This is a genomic window from Pseudomonas sp. 05N432, assembly GCF_056396945.1.
Genome location: NZ_JBFTMM010000021.1, coordinates 29,930 through 43,195, shown reverse-complemented (window position 1 = coordinate 43,195; position 13,266 = coordinate 29,930). Strand labels below are relative to the sequence as shown.

General features: G+C 60.7%; 11 protein-coding genes. 4 read left to right on the top strand and 7 right to left on the bottom strand.

Annotated features, from left to right (window positions below):
• The first annotated feature begins 100 nt into the window (after positions 1–100).
• From AC1DHT_RS24185 to AC1DHT_RS24175, 3 genes are read left to right on the top strand one after another with little or no spacing between them, the layout of a single operon-like run.
• Positions 101–562 (top strand): (2Fe-2S)-binding protein, encoded by a 462-nt coding sequence (locus AC1DHT_RS24185; protein ID WP_427544934.1) that lies wholly within the window; start codon positions 101–103, stop codon positions 560–562.
• 2 nt (positions 563–564) lie between these two features.
• Positions 565–2,733 carry a xanthine dehydrogenase family protein molybdopterin-binding subunit gene (locus AC1DHT_RS24180; protein ID WP_427544858.1) on the top strand — a complete coding sequence of 723 codons (2,169 nt, stop codon included), beginning with the start codon at positions 565–567 and terminating at the stop codon, positions 2,731–2,733.
• 1 nt (position 2,734) lies between these two features.
• A complete protein-coding gene (locus AC1DHT_RS24175; protein WP_427544856.1) occupies positions 2,735–3,313 on the top strand; it encodes a hypothetical protein in 579 nt (192 codons plus the stop codon).
• 36 nt (positions 3,314–3,349) lie between these two features.
• On the opposite strand, the gene AC1DHT_RS24170 is transcribed toward AC1DHT_RS24175, so the two are convergent.
• On the bottom strand, positions 3,350–3,775 hold the full coding sequence (locus tag AC1DHT_RS24170; protein WP_427544854.1) for a VOC family protein: 426 nt from the start codon (positions 3,773–3,775) through the stop codon (positions 3,350–3,352).
• A gap of 114 nt (positions 3,776–3,889) precedes the next feature.
• Between AC1DHT_RS24170 and AC1DHT_RS24165 the strand changes: the two genes are divergently transcribed.
• Entirely contained in the window at positions 3,890–4,756 is an 867-nt protein-coding gene (locus tag AC1DHT_RS24165; RefSeq protein WP_427544852.1) for a LysR family transcriptional regulator, read from the top strand.
• Positions 4,757–4,932: 176 nt separating this feature from the next.
• On the opposite strand, the gene fabI is transcribed toward AC1DHT_RS24165, so the two are convergent.
• From fabI to AC1DHT_RS24135, 6 genes are read right to left on the bottom strand one after another with little or no spacing between them, the layout of a single operon-like run.
• On the bottom strand, positions 4,933–5,727 hold the full coding sequence (gene fabI / locus AC1DHT_RS24160; RefSeq protein WP_135845057.1) for an enoyl-ACP reductase FabI: 795 nt from the start codon (positions 5,725–5,727) through the stop codon (positions 4,933–4,935).
• Positions 5,728–5,746: 19 nt separating this feature from the next.
• Complete coding sequence (locus AC1DHT_RS24155) at positions 5,747–7,357, bottom strand: ABC transporter ATP-binding protein (RefSeq protein ID WP_429538696.1); 1,611 nt, start codon at positions 7,355–7,357, stop codon at positions 5,747–5,749.
• 1 nt (position 7,358) lies between these two features.
• Positions 7,359–8,378 carry an ABC transporter permease gene (locus AC1DHT_RS24150; protein WP_054597120.1) on the bottom strand — a complete coding sequence of 340 codons (1,020 nt, stop codon included), beginning with the start codon at positions 8,376–8,378 and terminating at the stop codon, positions 7,359–7,361.
• Position 8,379: 1 nt separating this feature from the next.
• Positions 8,380–9,453 carry a microcin C ABC transporter permease YejB gene (locus tag AC1DHT_RS24145; RefSeq protein ID WP_477761494.1) on the bottom strand — a complete coding sequence of 358 codons (1,074 nt, stop codon included), beginning with the start codon at positions 9,451–9,453 and terminating at the stop codon, positions 8,380–8,382.
• 1 nt (position 9,454) lies between these two features.
• Complete coding sequence (locus AC1DHT_RS24140) at positions 9,455–11,296, bottom strand: extracellular solute-binding protein (protein WP_427537600.1); 1,842 nt, start codon at positions 11,294–11,296, stop codon at positions 9,455–9,457.
• Positions 11,293–13,119: an extracellular solute-binding protein gene (locus AC1DHT_RS24135; protein WP_477761496.1), complete on the bottom strand. Its 1,827-nt coding sequence runs from the start codon at positions 13,117–13,119 to the stop codon at positions 11,293–11,295. Before AC1DHT_RS24135 ends, AC1DHT_RS24140 begins: the two co-directional genes overlap by 4 nt.
• Positions 13,120–13,266 lie beyond the last annotated feature (147 nt).

Below are 13,266 nucleotides of genomic sequence, written 5' to 3'. Positions count from 1 at the left end.
AAAATTGCGCTTAGCTCAATGGATAAACCGAGGCGCGCGTAGGCAGTCGTTGCCACAGTGACGCCATGAAAGGACATCGTGAGTGACTGAGGAGATCGCCGTGCTGACACTCAATATCAATGGCAAAGATCAATCCCTGGACGTGCCCGGTGACATGCCGCTGTTGTGGGTATTGCGCGATGTCGCGCACTTGACCGGTACCAAGTTCGGCTGCGGCATGGCCCAGTGCGGTGCCTGCACGGTGCATGTCGACGGCGCGCCGTTACGCTCCTGCATCACTCCGGCGGCAGCCGTCGCCAGCGGGCAAAAGATCCTCACTATCGAAGGCCTGTCGAGCGACGGTTCGCACCCGGTGCAGCGCGCCTGGGCCGAGATCGACGTGGTGCAATGCGGTTACTGTCAGTCGGGGCAGATCATGTCGGCGGCGGCTTTATTGGCAAAAATCCCGTCGCCGAGCGACAGCGATATCGATCAGGCGCTGTCGGGCAATATCTGTCGGTGCGGGACCTACCCGCGTATTCGTGCGGCGGTCAAACGTGCTGCGCAAATCGGGGAGGCATGACGATGAGCGCGAAGATCGAGACTTCTCGACGGGACTTTTTGAAAAGCAGTGCGGTACTCGGTGCAGGGCTGGTGGTGGCGTTTGTCATTCCGGGAGCCAATCGCTTTGCGCAGGCGGCTTCGACGCCGGACGCGGTGTTCGCCCCCAACGCCTTTTTGCGCATTGCGCCCGATGGCAGCGTGACCATTCTGTTGGGGCACTCCGAAATGGGGCAGGGGATCTGGACCGGCCTGAGCATGTTGATCGCCGAAGAACTGGACGCCGACTGGACGAAGATCCGCGTCGAGCATGCACCGGCATCGGCAGCCGATTATGGTCTGCCAGCCTTTGGCGGCATGCAGATCACCGGCGGCTCGACCTCGACCTGGATGGAATTCGACCGCTACCGTCAGGCCGGTGCGGCTGCGCGCTTGATGTTGATCGAGGCCGCCGCCAAGCGCTTCAACGTCGCACCCTCGAAGGTCCGAACCGAACCGGGCGTGGTGATCGCCGGCGATCAGCGCGCCACTTATGGTGAGCTGGCCAATGATGCTGGCCAACTGCCGGCGCCCGATCCGGCGTCGATCAAGCTCAAGGACGCCAAGGACTGGAAGATCATCGGCAAACCGACCAAGCGCCTGGATACCCCGGAAAAAATCACCGGCCAGGCGAAGTTCGGCATGGATGTGCAGTTCGACGGATTGCTCACGGCCATGGTCGCGCGCTCGCCGGTGTTTGGTGGCAGTGTCAAATCATTCGATGGCGCAGCGGCATTGGCGCTGCCGGGCGTGCATAAAGTCGTGCAGGTGCCGACAGGTATAGCCGTGGTGGCCGATCATTATTGGGCCGCCAAACTCGGTCGTGATGCGCTGAAAATCGACTGGGACCTGGGGCCCAACGCCGCTCTGGATAGCGACACCTTGCTGCAAAACTTCCGCAAACTGGCCGCGATCCCCGGTACCCCGGCCAGCCAGGCGGGCGACATCAGCGCCGCGTTGAGCAAGGCAGTGAAGACGATTGATGTTGAATACAGCGTTCCCTACCTGGCGCATGCGCCGATGGAGCCGCTCAACTGCACGGTGAAAATCACCCCGGACAAATGCGAGATCTGGACCGGCACCCAATTCCAGACGCTGGACCAAATGATTGCGGCGAAAATCACCGGGCTCAAACCCGAGCAGGTCGAGATTCATACCGAATTCCTTGGAGGCGGTTTTGGTCGTCGAGCCAATCCGACCTCGGACTTTGTCAGTGAAGCGGTGCAAGTCGCCAAGGCGGCCGGCGCGCCAGTGAAAACCGTCTGGTCGCGGGAGGATGACATACGCGGTGGTTACTACCGCTCGGCGTTCCTCCATAAGGCGCGCATTGGCCTGGACGCCAAGGGCATGCCCCAGGCCTGGCAGCACGTGCTGGTCGGGCAGTCGATCATGGACGGCACCTCGTTCGAAGCGACGATGGTCAAGAATGGCGTCGACGCCACCTCGGTCGAAGGCGTGGCCGACAGCCCCTACATCAAGGGCCTGGCCGACCATCTGGTCGATCTGCATTCGCCGAAAACCGGCATCAGCGTGCTGTGGATGCGTTCTGTGGGGCACACGCACACGGCGTTTGTCGTCGAGTCATTGATCGATGAACTGGCCACGGCGGCCGGCAAGGACCCGGTGGAATACCGACGGACCTTGCTCAAGGAGTATCCGCGTCATCTGGGCGTACTGAACCTGGCGGTGGAGAAGGCTAACTGGAAGGCGCCGCTGCCTGCCGGGCACGCATTGGGCGTGGCGGTGCATGAGTCTTTTGGCAGTTACGTCGCGCAGGTGGCCGAGGTGTCCCAGGACAACCTGAAGATCCGCGTGCACCGCGTGGTCTGTGCGGTTGATTGCGGTGTTGTGGTGAACCCGGCGAGCATCGCCGCGCAGATGGAGTCGGGCATTACCTTTGGCCTGGGGTTCACCTTGCACAGCAAGCTGACCTTCAAGGACGGGAAAGTGGTGCAGTCCAATTACCATGACTTTCAGGTGTTGCGCCTGAATGAGATGCCGGTGGTCGAGGTGCACATCGTCCCCAGCACTGAAAAACCGGGCGGCATCGGCGAGACCGGGGTGCCACCGACGGCGCCGGCGGTGGCCAATGCGGTGTTTGCCCTGACCGGGCAACGCTTGCGTGAACTGCCGTTGCAACTGGCGGGGGTGTGAGATGAGGCGGCATCTGTTTCTGGGCGCGCTGCTGTTGCTCGGGGGCGGCGGTTACACCTCTGAGCTGTTTGCCGACGATCAAGCCGCGCTGGCGGCGTTTGCCACGGTGCAGAAGGTGTTCCAGAGCCCGCGTTGCCAGAACTGCCATATCCCCGGTGACGCGCCCTTGCAGTTCGACGCCGGGAAACCGCATGGCATGAACGTGGTTCGCGGCACTGACGGCAAGGGGGCGGCGGGCCTGCCTTGTGCAACCTGCCACGCCGACAGCAATCCGCCAGACAGCTACGGCCCCCACGCGCCACCCGGTGCCCCGCATTGGGGGCTGCCATCGGCTGCACACAAAATGGCCTGGATCGGCTTGCCGGCCGACCGGCTGTGCCAGATGATCAAGGACCGTTCGAGCAACGGCGACCGTGATTTTGCCGCGCTGATCACCCATGTCAGCGACGACAAGCTGGTGCTCTGGGGCTGGAATCCCGGAGGTAACAGGACGCCGGTGCCGGTACCTCACGATATTTTTGTCACCCAGTTCAAACTGTGGGCAGAAGCGGGTGGGCCATGTCCGGTGGCGGGGAGCTAGACGGGATCCGCTTGCAGGCCGGTATGACGCTGAAGGTTACTTGGCGAACAACTGTTCGATGTCCTTGAACGCCTTGAACTCCAGCGCGTTGCCGCACGGGTCGAACAGAAACATCGTCGCCTGTTCGCCCACCAGTCCTTTGAAGCGAATGCCGGGCTCGATCACGAAACGCGTGCCCAGTGATGTGAGCCGTTCGGCCAGGGACTCCCATTCCTCCATCGACAGCACTACGCCGAAATGCGGGACCGGTACGTCGTGACCGTCCACGGCATTGGTGTGGGCGGACTCCTGCGTGGCGGTTTTCGGGTGTTCGTGGATAACCAATTGGTGGCCGAAAAAGTTGAAGTCCACCCAGTGCTCGCTTGAGCGTCCTTCCTCCAGGCCGAACACCTGGCCATAGAAAAGCCGTGCGGCAGCAAGGTCATACACCGGAATGGCCAGATGAAAAGGGGAGAGACGCATGGTGTTCAAGCCTCGATGACAGGGAAGTTGAGCTGATTCTAGTCTTGTGATTTTTGATTAAAAGACGATAATTTTTGCCTCCAGCTCAAATAAAATCGATCAATCGAGGCGCTCATGCTGCGTGAACTGAAAACCTTCATCGCAGTGACTCGCTATGGCACGTTCGCCGCAGCCGGCATGCACATTGGCCTCACGCAATCGGCCGTCAGCGCGCAAATGCGCAACCTGGAGCAGGCGTTGGGTATTCGCCTGTTTGACCGCACCGGGCGTCAGGCCATCCTCAACGCGGCGGGGCAGCGGGCGTTGCCGATGGCCCGGGAAATCCTCGAAACCTTTCAGCGCATGGCCGTCAGTGACGACGTTAGCGAGTTTCGCGGCGAATTGAGGGTCGGCGCTGTGGCGACCGCCCAAACCGGTTTGCTGCCTCAGGCGTTGCTACGTTTGCGGCAGCAGGCGCCGTTGCTCGAGCCAAAACTGGTGCCCGGCGTGTCACTCAACCTGTTGAGTCAGGTTGACGCTGGTGAGCTTGATCTGGCGATCCTGATCAAGCCACCCTTTGAGTTGCCCAAGGAACTGTCGGCCCAGGTGATCCGGCAGGAGCCTTTTGTGTTGATCGTGCCGCCGGACCTTGAAGGCGAGGATCCGTTGCAGATACTCAGCACGCATCCGCAGGTGCGTTATGACCGCAACTCGTTCGGTGGCCGGCTGGTGACAGGCTTTCTGCGCGAGCAGCAGATCGAGGTCAAAGTCGCGCTGGAGCTGGATGAGCTGGAGGCGATCGTGAAAATGGTCGAGTGCGGGCTTGGGGTGGCGTTGATTCCCCGGGCGGGGCTTTGGCTGGACTATGGCGCAAAGGTCAGGATCATCTCGCTGGGTGAACTGACGTTCTATCGGGAGATCGTGCTGTTGCAGCGCTACAGCCAGCGTACACAACCGATCCAGCAATTGTTTGCGCGATGTCTGACACAGATCGAAGATTGAACACAAATCCCTGTGGGAGCGAGCCTGCTCGCGATGAGGCCGTAACATTCAACATCAATGTCGCCTGTCAGTACGCTATCGCGAGCAGGCTCGCTCCCACAGTGGTTCGTGGTGGGGCTGAAATGACCGGCACAAAAAACCCGCCAATCGGCGGGTTTCTTGTTAACGCGCGAAGATCACTCTTCGATGTTGCCCATGGCGGTGGTGTTGAAGCCGCCGTCCACATACATGATTTCGCCGCTGATGCCGGACGCCAGGTCCGAGCACAGGAAGGCGCCGGCATTGCCGACTTCGTCGATGGTGACATTGCGACGCAGCGGCGTTTGCGCTTCGTTGGCGGCCAGCATTTTACGGAAGTTCTTGATGCCGGAAGCGGCCAGGGTGCGGATCGGGCCAGCCGATACGGCGTTGACGCGGGTGCCTTCCGGGCCCAGGGAGCCGGCCAGGTAACGCACGCCAGCTTCCAGCGAAGCCTTGGCCATGCCCATCACGTTGTAGTTCGGCATGGTGCGCTCGGCGCCCAGGTACGACAGGGTCAGCAGGCTGCCATTGCGGCCTTTCATCATTTCGCGGCCCGCTTTGGCCAGGGCCACGAAGCTGTAGGCGCTGATGTCGTGAGCGATGCGGAAACCTTCACGGGTGGTGGCTTCGGTGAAGTCGCCGTCCAGTTGGTCGCCCGGAGCGAAGCCAACGGAGTGCACGATGCAGTCCAGGCCGTCCCATTTTTTGCTCAGCTCTTCGAAGACCTTGGCGATTTCTTCATCGCTGGCCACATCGCACGGGAAGCACAGCTCAGGGCTCGAACCCCAGCCTTGTGCGAACTCTTCGACACGACCCTTGAGTTTGTCGTTCTGATAAGTGAAGGCAAGCTCAGCGCCCTCGCGATGCATGGCGGCAGCGATGCCGGATGCGATGGACAGCTTGCTGGCGACACCGACGATCAGTACGCGCTTACCGGCGAGAAAACCCATGTGTTGCTCCTCTTTCAGGTTATTGCGCAGTGGCTGGTGCCAGGAAAGCGGCCTCCAGCAACTGCTGTGTATAAGGATGTTGCGGTGCGGCAAAGATACCTTGCGCATCACCTTGTTCGACCACTTGGCCGTGCTTGATCACCATCAACTGGTGACTCAGTGCTTTAACCACCGCCAGGTCATGGCTGATGAACAGATACGTCAGGTTGTACTTGCTTTGCAGTGAGCGCAGCAGTTCAACCACCTGGCGTTGCACGGTGCGGTCGAGGGCCGAGGTTGGCTCGTCCAGCAAGATCAACGCCGGTTTCAGCACCAGGGCCCGGGCAATGGCGATTCTCTGCCGTTGTCCGCCGGAAAACTCATGGGGATAGCGGTGCCGGGTTGCCGGATCCAGACCGACTTCCTTGAGCACCGCGATAATCGCCAGTTCCTGCTCGGTCTCTGTACCGATCCGGTGTATCCGCAGGCCTTCGCCAACGATCTGGCTCACGCTCATCCGTGGGCTCAGGCTACCGAAGGGGTCCTGAAAGACCACCTGCATTTCCCGCCGCAGCGGCCTTACCTGTTGCTGCGACAGGCAGTCCAACGACTTGCCTTCAAAACGAATCGCGCCTTTGCTGGCAATCAACCGCAAAATCGCCAGCCCCAGTGTGGACTTGCCCGAACCGCTCTCGCCAACGATGCCCAGGGTCTGTCCCTGAGGCAGGCTGAAGTTGATTCCGTCCACCGCTTTGACGTAATCGACGGTATTGCGCAAAAAGCCTTTTTTGATCGGGAACCAGACTTTCAGGTCCTCGACTTGCAGCAATGGCGGGCCGATGACATTGGTTGCCGGGTTGCCACGAGGTTCCGCTGCCAGCAGCTCCCGGGTGTAAGGATGCTGCGGCGCGCGGAACAACTCCTCGCACGACGCCTGTTCGACGATGCACCCCTTTTGCATGACACATACGCGATGCGCGACTCTTTGGACCAGGTTCAAATCGTGGCTGATCAGCAGCAGGGCCATGCCCAGGCGGGCCTGCAGCTCCTTGAGCAGTTCGAGGATTTTCAGCTGAACCGTCACGTCCAGCGCGGTGGTCGGTTCGTCGGCGATCAGCAGTTCCGGTTCGTTGGCCAGGGCCATGGCGATCATCACGCGCTGACGCTGGCCACCGGACAATTCGTGGGGCAGGGCCCTGAGCCGTTTGCGCGGCTCGGGAATCCCCACCAGTTCCAGCAGCTCCAGGGTGCGCTGGGTCGCGACCTTGCCGGTCAGGCCTTTGTGAATCCCCAGCACCTCGTTGATCTGTTTCTCGATCGAGTGCAGCGGGTTCAGCGAGGTCATTGGCTCTTGAAAGATCATTGCAATCCGGTTGCCACGAATGTGCCGGATGGTTTTCTCTTTCAGCGACAGCAGGTCATGCCCTGAGTAGTTGATGGTGCCGGTGGGGTGGCGCGCCAAGGGGTAGGGCAGCAGGCGCAGGATCGAGTGCGCCGTCACCGATTTGCCGGAGCCGCTTTCGCCGACCAGCGCCAGGGTTTCACCGCGCTTGATGTCGAAGCTGACGCCTTCTACCACCCGTTGCGCGTGCTCACCGACCACAAACTCGACAGAGAGGTTGCGCACTTCGATCAGATTGTCCTGATTCATTTCACTTCCTCGGGTCGAAGGCATCGCGAGCGGACTCGCCGATAAACACCAGCAAACTCAACATCAGCGCCAGCACCGCAAAGGCGCTCATGCCCAGCCACGGCGCTTGCAGGTTGGATTTGCCCTGAGCCACCAGTTCACCCAGCGATGCACTGCCTGCCGGCAGGCCGAAGCCGAGGAAGTCCAGCGCGGTCAGGGTGCCGATGGCGCCCGTGAGGATGAACGGCATGAAGGTCATGGTCGAGACCATGGCGTTGGGCAGGATGTGCTGGAACATGATTGCGCCGTTCTGCATCCCCAGCGCCCGGGCGGCGCGCACGTATTCCAGGTTACGCCCACGCAGGAACTCGGCGCGGACCACGTCGACCAGGCTCATCCAGGAAAACAGCAGCATGATCCCCAGCAGCCACCAGAAGTTTGGCTGCACGAAACTGGCGAGGATGATCAACAGGTACAGCACCGGTAAACCCGACCAGATCTCCAAAAAGCGCTGTCCGGCCAGATCGACCCAGCCGCCATAGAAACCCTGCAAGGCGCCGGCAATCACGCCGATGATCGAACTGAGAATGGTCAGCGTCAGCGCAAACAGCACCGACACCCGGAAGCCGTAAATCACCCGCGCCAGCACGTCGCGGCCCTGGTCGTCGGTGCCCAGCAGGTTGTCTGCCGAGGGCGGTGCCGGGGCCGGGACTTTCAGGTCGTAGTTGATGCTTTGGTAACTGAACGGGATTGGCGCCCACAAAGTCCAGGCGTCCTTGGCCTTGAGCAGTTCGCGGATGTACGGGCTCTTGTAGTTGGCTTCCAGCGGGAATTCGCCGCCGAAGGTGGTTTCCGGGTAACGCTTGAGTGCCGGGAAATACCATTGGCCGTCGTAATGCACCGCCAGCGGCTTGTCGTTGGCGATCAGCTCGGCACCGAGGCTCGCGCCAAACAGGATCAAAAACAGCCACAGCGACCACCAGCCGCGCTTGTTGGCCTTGAACCGCTCGAAACGTCGGCGATTGAGAGGGGACAGGTTCATCTCAATGCTCCCRGTGTTCGAAGTCGATCCGTGGATCGACCAGGGTGTAGGTGAGGTCGCCGATCAGCTTCACCACCAGCCCCAGCAGGGTGAAGATGAACAGGGTGCCGAACACCACCGGGTAGTCACGGTTGATCGCCGCTTCAAAACTCATCAAGCCCATGCCGTCGAGCGAGAAGATCACTTCCACCAGCAATGAGCCGGTGAAGAAAATCCCGATGAAGGCCGAAGGGAAGCCGGCGATCACCAGCAGCATGGCGTTGCGAAACACATGGCCATACAGCACGCGGTGCCGGGTCAGGCCCTTGGCCTTGGCGGTGACGACGTACTGTTTGTTGATCTCGTCGAGGAAGCTGTTTTTGGTCAACAGGGTCATGGTTGCGAAGTTACCGATCACCAGTGCCGTCACCGGCAGCGCGATGTGCCAGAAGTAATCGCGGACCTTGCCCATCCAGCTCAATTCACTGAAGTTGTTCGAGGTCAGGCCGCGCAGGGGGAACCAGTCCAGGTAGCTGCCGCCGGCAAACACCACGATCAGCAGGATCGCAAACAGGAACGCCGGGATCGCGTAACCGACGATGATCGCCGAACTGGTCCACACGTCGAAGTGGCTGCCGTGCCGGGTGGCCTTGGCGATCCCCAGCGGGATCGACACCAGGTACATGATCAGCGTGCTCCAGAGCCCGAGGGAGATCGACACCGGCATCTTTTCCTTGATCAGGTCGATGACCTTGGCGTCMCGGAAGAAGCTGTCGCCGAAATCCAGGGTGGCGTAGTTCTTGATCATGATCCACAAGCGTTCCGGCGCCGACTTGTCGAAGCCGTACATGTGCTCGATTTCCTTGACCAGCGCCGGGTCCAGGCCCTGGGCGCCGCGATAGCTGGAACCGGCCACCGACACTTCGGCACCGCCGCCGGCAATGCGGCTGGTAGCGCCTTCGAAGCCTTCGAGCTTGGCGATCATCTGTTCCACCGGGCCACCGGGGGCGGCCTGGATGATCACGAAGTTGATCAGCAGAATGCCGAACAGGGTTGGAATGATCAGCAACAGTCGCCGAAAAATATACGCCAGCATCTTATTGCTCCATGCCCGCAGGATCGGCTTGTTCTTTGGTCAGCACTTCGATCGCAGGTTTAGCATCGGGTTTGACCCACCAGGTGGAAATGCCCACGTCATTGGTCGGAGGGACTTTCGGGTGGCCAATGTGATTCCAGTACGCCACGCGCCAGGTCTTGATGTGCCAGTTGGGGATCACGTAATAGCCCCATTGCAACACCCTGTCGAGCGCCCGGGCATGGGCCACCAGGCTTTTGCGCGAGTCGGCGTTGATCAGCTCTTCGACCAGTTCATCGACTACCGGGTCTTTCAGGCCCATGTAGTTGCGGCTGCCGGGTTTGTCGGCGCTTTCGGACTTCCAGAATTCGCGCTGCTCGTTACCCGGTGAGCTGGACTGCGGGAAGCTGCCAACCACCATGTCGAAGTCGCGCGAGCGCACGCGGTTGATGTACTGCGACACGTCGACCCGACGAATCACCAGGTCAATCCCCAGGTCGCTCATGTTGCGTTTGAACGGCAACAGCACCCGCTCGAATTCGGTCTGCGCCAGCAGGAATTCGATGCTTACCGGTTTGCCATTGGTATCGACCATCTTGTCGTCGACGATTCGCCAGCCGGCTTCTTGCAACAGTTGATAGGCCTTGCGCTGTTGGGCACGGATCATTCCGCTGCCGTCACAGACGGAGTTCTGGAACGCTTCGCTGAAGACCTGATCGGGGATCTTGCCCCGGAATGGATCGAGGATCGCCAGTTGATCCTGGTCCGGCAGGCCGGTGGCGGCCATTTCCGAGTTTTCGAAGTAGCTTCGGGTGCGCGCGTAGGCACCGTTGAACAGCTGCTTGTTGGTCCATTCAAAATCCAGCAACAGGCTCAGGGCCTGACGCACGCGCACGTCCTGGAACACCGGGCGGCGCAGGTTGAAGACGAAGCCCTGCATGCCGGTGGGGTTGCCGTTCGGAATCTGCTCCTTGATCAGGCGACCCTCGGTGACGGACGGCGTGTTGTAGGCGTTGGCCCAGTTTTTTGCACTCATCTCCTGCCAGTAATCGAACTGTCCGGCCTTCAGCGCTTCCAGCGCGACGGTGTTGTCGCGGTAGTAATCGATGGTCATGTTGTCGAAGTTGTAAAAGCCCCGATTGACCGGCAGGTCCTTGCCCCAGTAGTCCTTGACCCGCTCATAGCGGACCGAGCGCCCGGCCTTGACCTCACTGACCTTGTACGGGCCGCTGCCCAGCGGAATCTCCAGATTGCCCTTGCTGAAGTCGCGGTGTTCCCACCAGTGCTTGGGCAATATCGAGAGCTGTCCAAGGATCAGCGGCAGCTCGCGGTTGCTGGTGTGCTTGAAGGTGAACAGCACCCGCAACGGGTCCTCGGCGATCACGTTGTCGACGTCGCTGTAGTAACCGCGAAAGAGCGGCGAACCGCTTTTCATCAGGGTCTGGAAGCTGAACACCACGTCTTCGGCACGCACCGGGTGGCCATCATGAAAACGCGCTTCGGGGCGCAGGTAGAAGCGCACCCAGCTGTTGTCCGGAGCCTTTTCGATTTTGCCGGCGATCAAGCCATATTCGGTAAACGGCTCATCGAGCCCCTGTTTGGCCAGGGTGTCGTAGATCAGGCCAATGTCATCAGCCGGCACGCCCTTGCTGATGAACGGGTTGAGGCTGTCGAAGCCACCGAAGCCGGCCTGACGGAACGTCCCGCCCTTGGGAGCGTCCGGGTTCACGTAGTCGAAATGCTTGAAATCGGCCGGGTATTTCGGCGGCTCGTTGTACAGGGTCAAGGCGTGCTGCGGGGCAGCGTGGGCCGTGCAGGCAAGCCCTGCAAAGACCAGACCCAGCAGGGTACGCAAACGCATCATTGGGCTTTCTCCGAAGTCTTCAGCCACCACGCATTCAGCCCCAGGGTGTAGGGCGGCGTGGTGACGAAGGCGAACCGGTTGCGGTACGCCAGGCGATGATAATTGATATACCAGTTGGGGATGCAGTAGTGCTGCCACAGCAGCACCCGGTCCAGCGCTTTGCCGGCCGCCAGTTGCTCGTCACGGGATTTTGCCGCGAGCAGTTGTTCCAGCAAATGATCGACCACCGGGTTGGCAACACCCGCGTAATTCTTGCTGCCCTTGACCGAGGCCTGGCTCGAGTGGAAGTACTGCCACTGTTCAAGTCCGGGGCTGMGGGTCTGGTCGAGGGTCATCAGGATCATGTCGAAATCGAACTGGTCCAGACGCTGCTTGTATTGGGCTCGGTCGACGGTGCGCAGGTGCGCGTCGATACCGATACTGGCAAGGTTCTCGGCGTAGGGCTGGAGAATGCGCTCCAGGTTCGGATTGACCAGCAGGATCTCGAAACGCAGTGGCTGCCCGGCCGCATTCTGCAGGCGCTGGCCATTGAGCTTCCAGCCAGCCTCGGCGAGCAAACCCAACGCCCGGCGCAGAGTTTCCCGGGGGATGCCATGGCCGTCGGTCTGCGGCAGGCTGAAGGGCTCGGTAAACAGCCTGGCGGGCAACTGATCGCGGTAGGGTGAGAGCATCAGCCATTCATGGCCGACCGGAACGCCTGTGGCTGTGAACTCGCTGTTGGGGTAATAACTCATGGCCCGTTTGTAGGCACCGCTGAACAGGGCGCGGTTGGTCCATTCGAAGTCGAACATCAAGCCCAGGGCTTCACGCACCTTGTCGTCGGCGAACGTGCTGCGCCGGGTGTTCATGAACAGACCCTGGGTCTGGGTTGGAATCTGGTGGTCGATCTGCGCCTTGATCACCTCGCCACGCCGTACGGCCGGGAAGCTGTAGCCGTTGGCCCAGTTCTTGGCCTGGTGCTCGATGTAGATGTCGAACTCGCCGGCCTTGAAGGCCTCGAACGCCACGTCGCTGTCGCGGTAAAACTCGACTTCAACGCGATCATAGTTGTACTTGCCGCGATTGACCGGCAGGTCCTTGCCCCAGTAATCCTTGACCCGCTCGAACACCAGTTGCCGCCCCGGCTGAACCTCGGTGATGCGGTAAGGGCCACTGCCCAGCGGCGGTTCGAAGGTGGTCGCCTTGAAGTCGCGACCTTCCCAGTAATGCTGCGGCAACACCGGCAACTCGCCCAGGCGCTGGATCAGCAACGGATTACCGGCACGCTTGAACACGAAACGGATGCGCTGTGGGTTGAGGATGTCGACCCGCTGCACTTCCTGAAGGTTGGTGCGGTATTGCGGATGACCTTCCTTGAGCAGCAAACGATAGGAAAACGCGACGTCGTAGGCGGTGATCGGCGTGCCGTCGTGAAAGCGTGCTTGCGGGCGCAGGTTGAACACTACCCAGCTGCGGTCTTCGCTGTATTCGACAGACTGGGCGATCAGCCCGTAACTGGAGGCGGGTTCATCGCCGGACGGCGCGTACTGCCCCGTACCGACCATCAACGGTTCGTTCAGCTCGTTGATGCCGTACTGCAGGAAATTCGGGGTCGAGACCGGGCTGGTGCCCTTGAAGGTGTAGGGGTTGAGCGTATCGAAGGTGCCAAACGCCATGACCCGCAATGTACCGCCCTTGGGCGCTTGCGGATTGACCCAGTCGAAGTGGGTGAATTTGGCCGGGTACTTGAGTGTGCCGAACTGCGCATAACCATGGCTTTCGCTGATCGTTGCGCTTGCGGGGAAGCTCAAGGCCAGACTGATTAGGAGCAGGAGGGGACGTATCAAGGCAGAGATCCGGTCCAGGCGGCTTGGGCTTTGTGGGCCGTACAGTAACAGCTTGTATCGACAGGAAAAAGGTAGGGGCTAAGGTAGGGGATTTTGTGGCGAGGGAGCTTGCTCCCGCTGGGCTGCGAAGCGGCCCCAAAACAT

Excerpts from the sequence above, each read along its gene's own strand:
- AC1DHT_RS24180 (WP_427544858.1), top strand. The coding sequence starts at position 565 with ATGAGCGCGAAGATCGAGACTTCTCGACGGGACTTTTTGAAAAGCAGT.
- AC1DHT_RS24175 (WP_427544856.1), top strand. The coding sequence starts at position 2,735 with ATGAGGCGGCATCTGTTTCTGGGCGCGCTGCTGTTGCTCGGGGGCGGC.
- AC1DHT_RS24170 (WP_427544854.1), bottom strand. The coding sequence starts at position 3,775 with ATGCGTCTCTCCCCTTTTCATCTGGCCATTCCGGTGTATGACCTTGCT.
- AC1DHT_RS24165 (WP_427544852.1), top strand. The coding sequence starts at position 3,890 with ATGCTGCGTGAACTGAAAACCTTCATCGCAGTGACTCGCTATGGCACG.
- fabI (WP_135845057.1), bottom strand. The coding sequence starts at position 5,727 with ATGGGTTTTCTCGCCGGTAAGCGCGTACTGATCGTCGGTGTCGCCAGC.
- AC1DHT_RS24155 (WP_429538696.1), bottom strand. The coding sequence starts at position 7,357 with ATGAATCAGGACAATCTGATCGAAGTGCGCAACCTCTCTGTCGAGTTT.
- AC1DHT_RS24150 (WP_054597120.1), bottom strand. The coding sequence starts at position 8,378 with ATGAACCTGTCCCCTCTCAATCGCCGACGTTTCGAGCGGTTCAAGGCC.
- AC1DHT_RS24140 (WP_427537600.1), bottom strand. The coding sequence starts at position 11,296 with ATGATGCGTTTGCGTACCCTGCTGGGTCTGGTCTTTGCAGGGCTTGCC.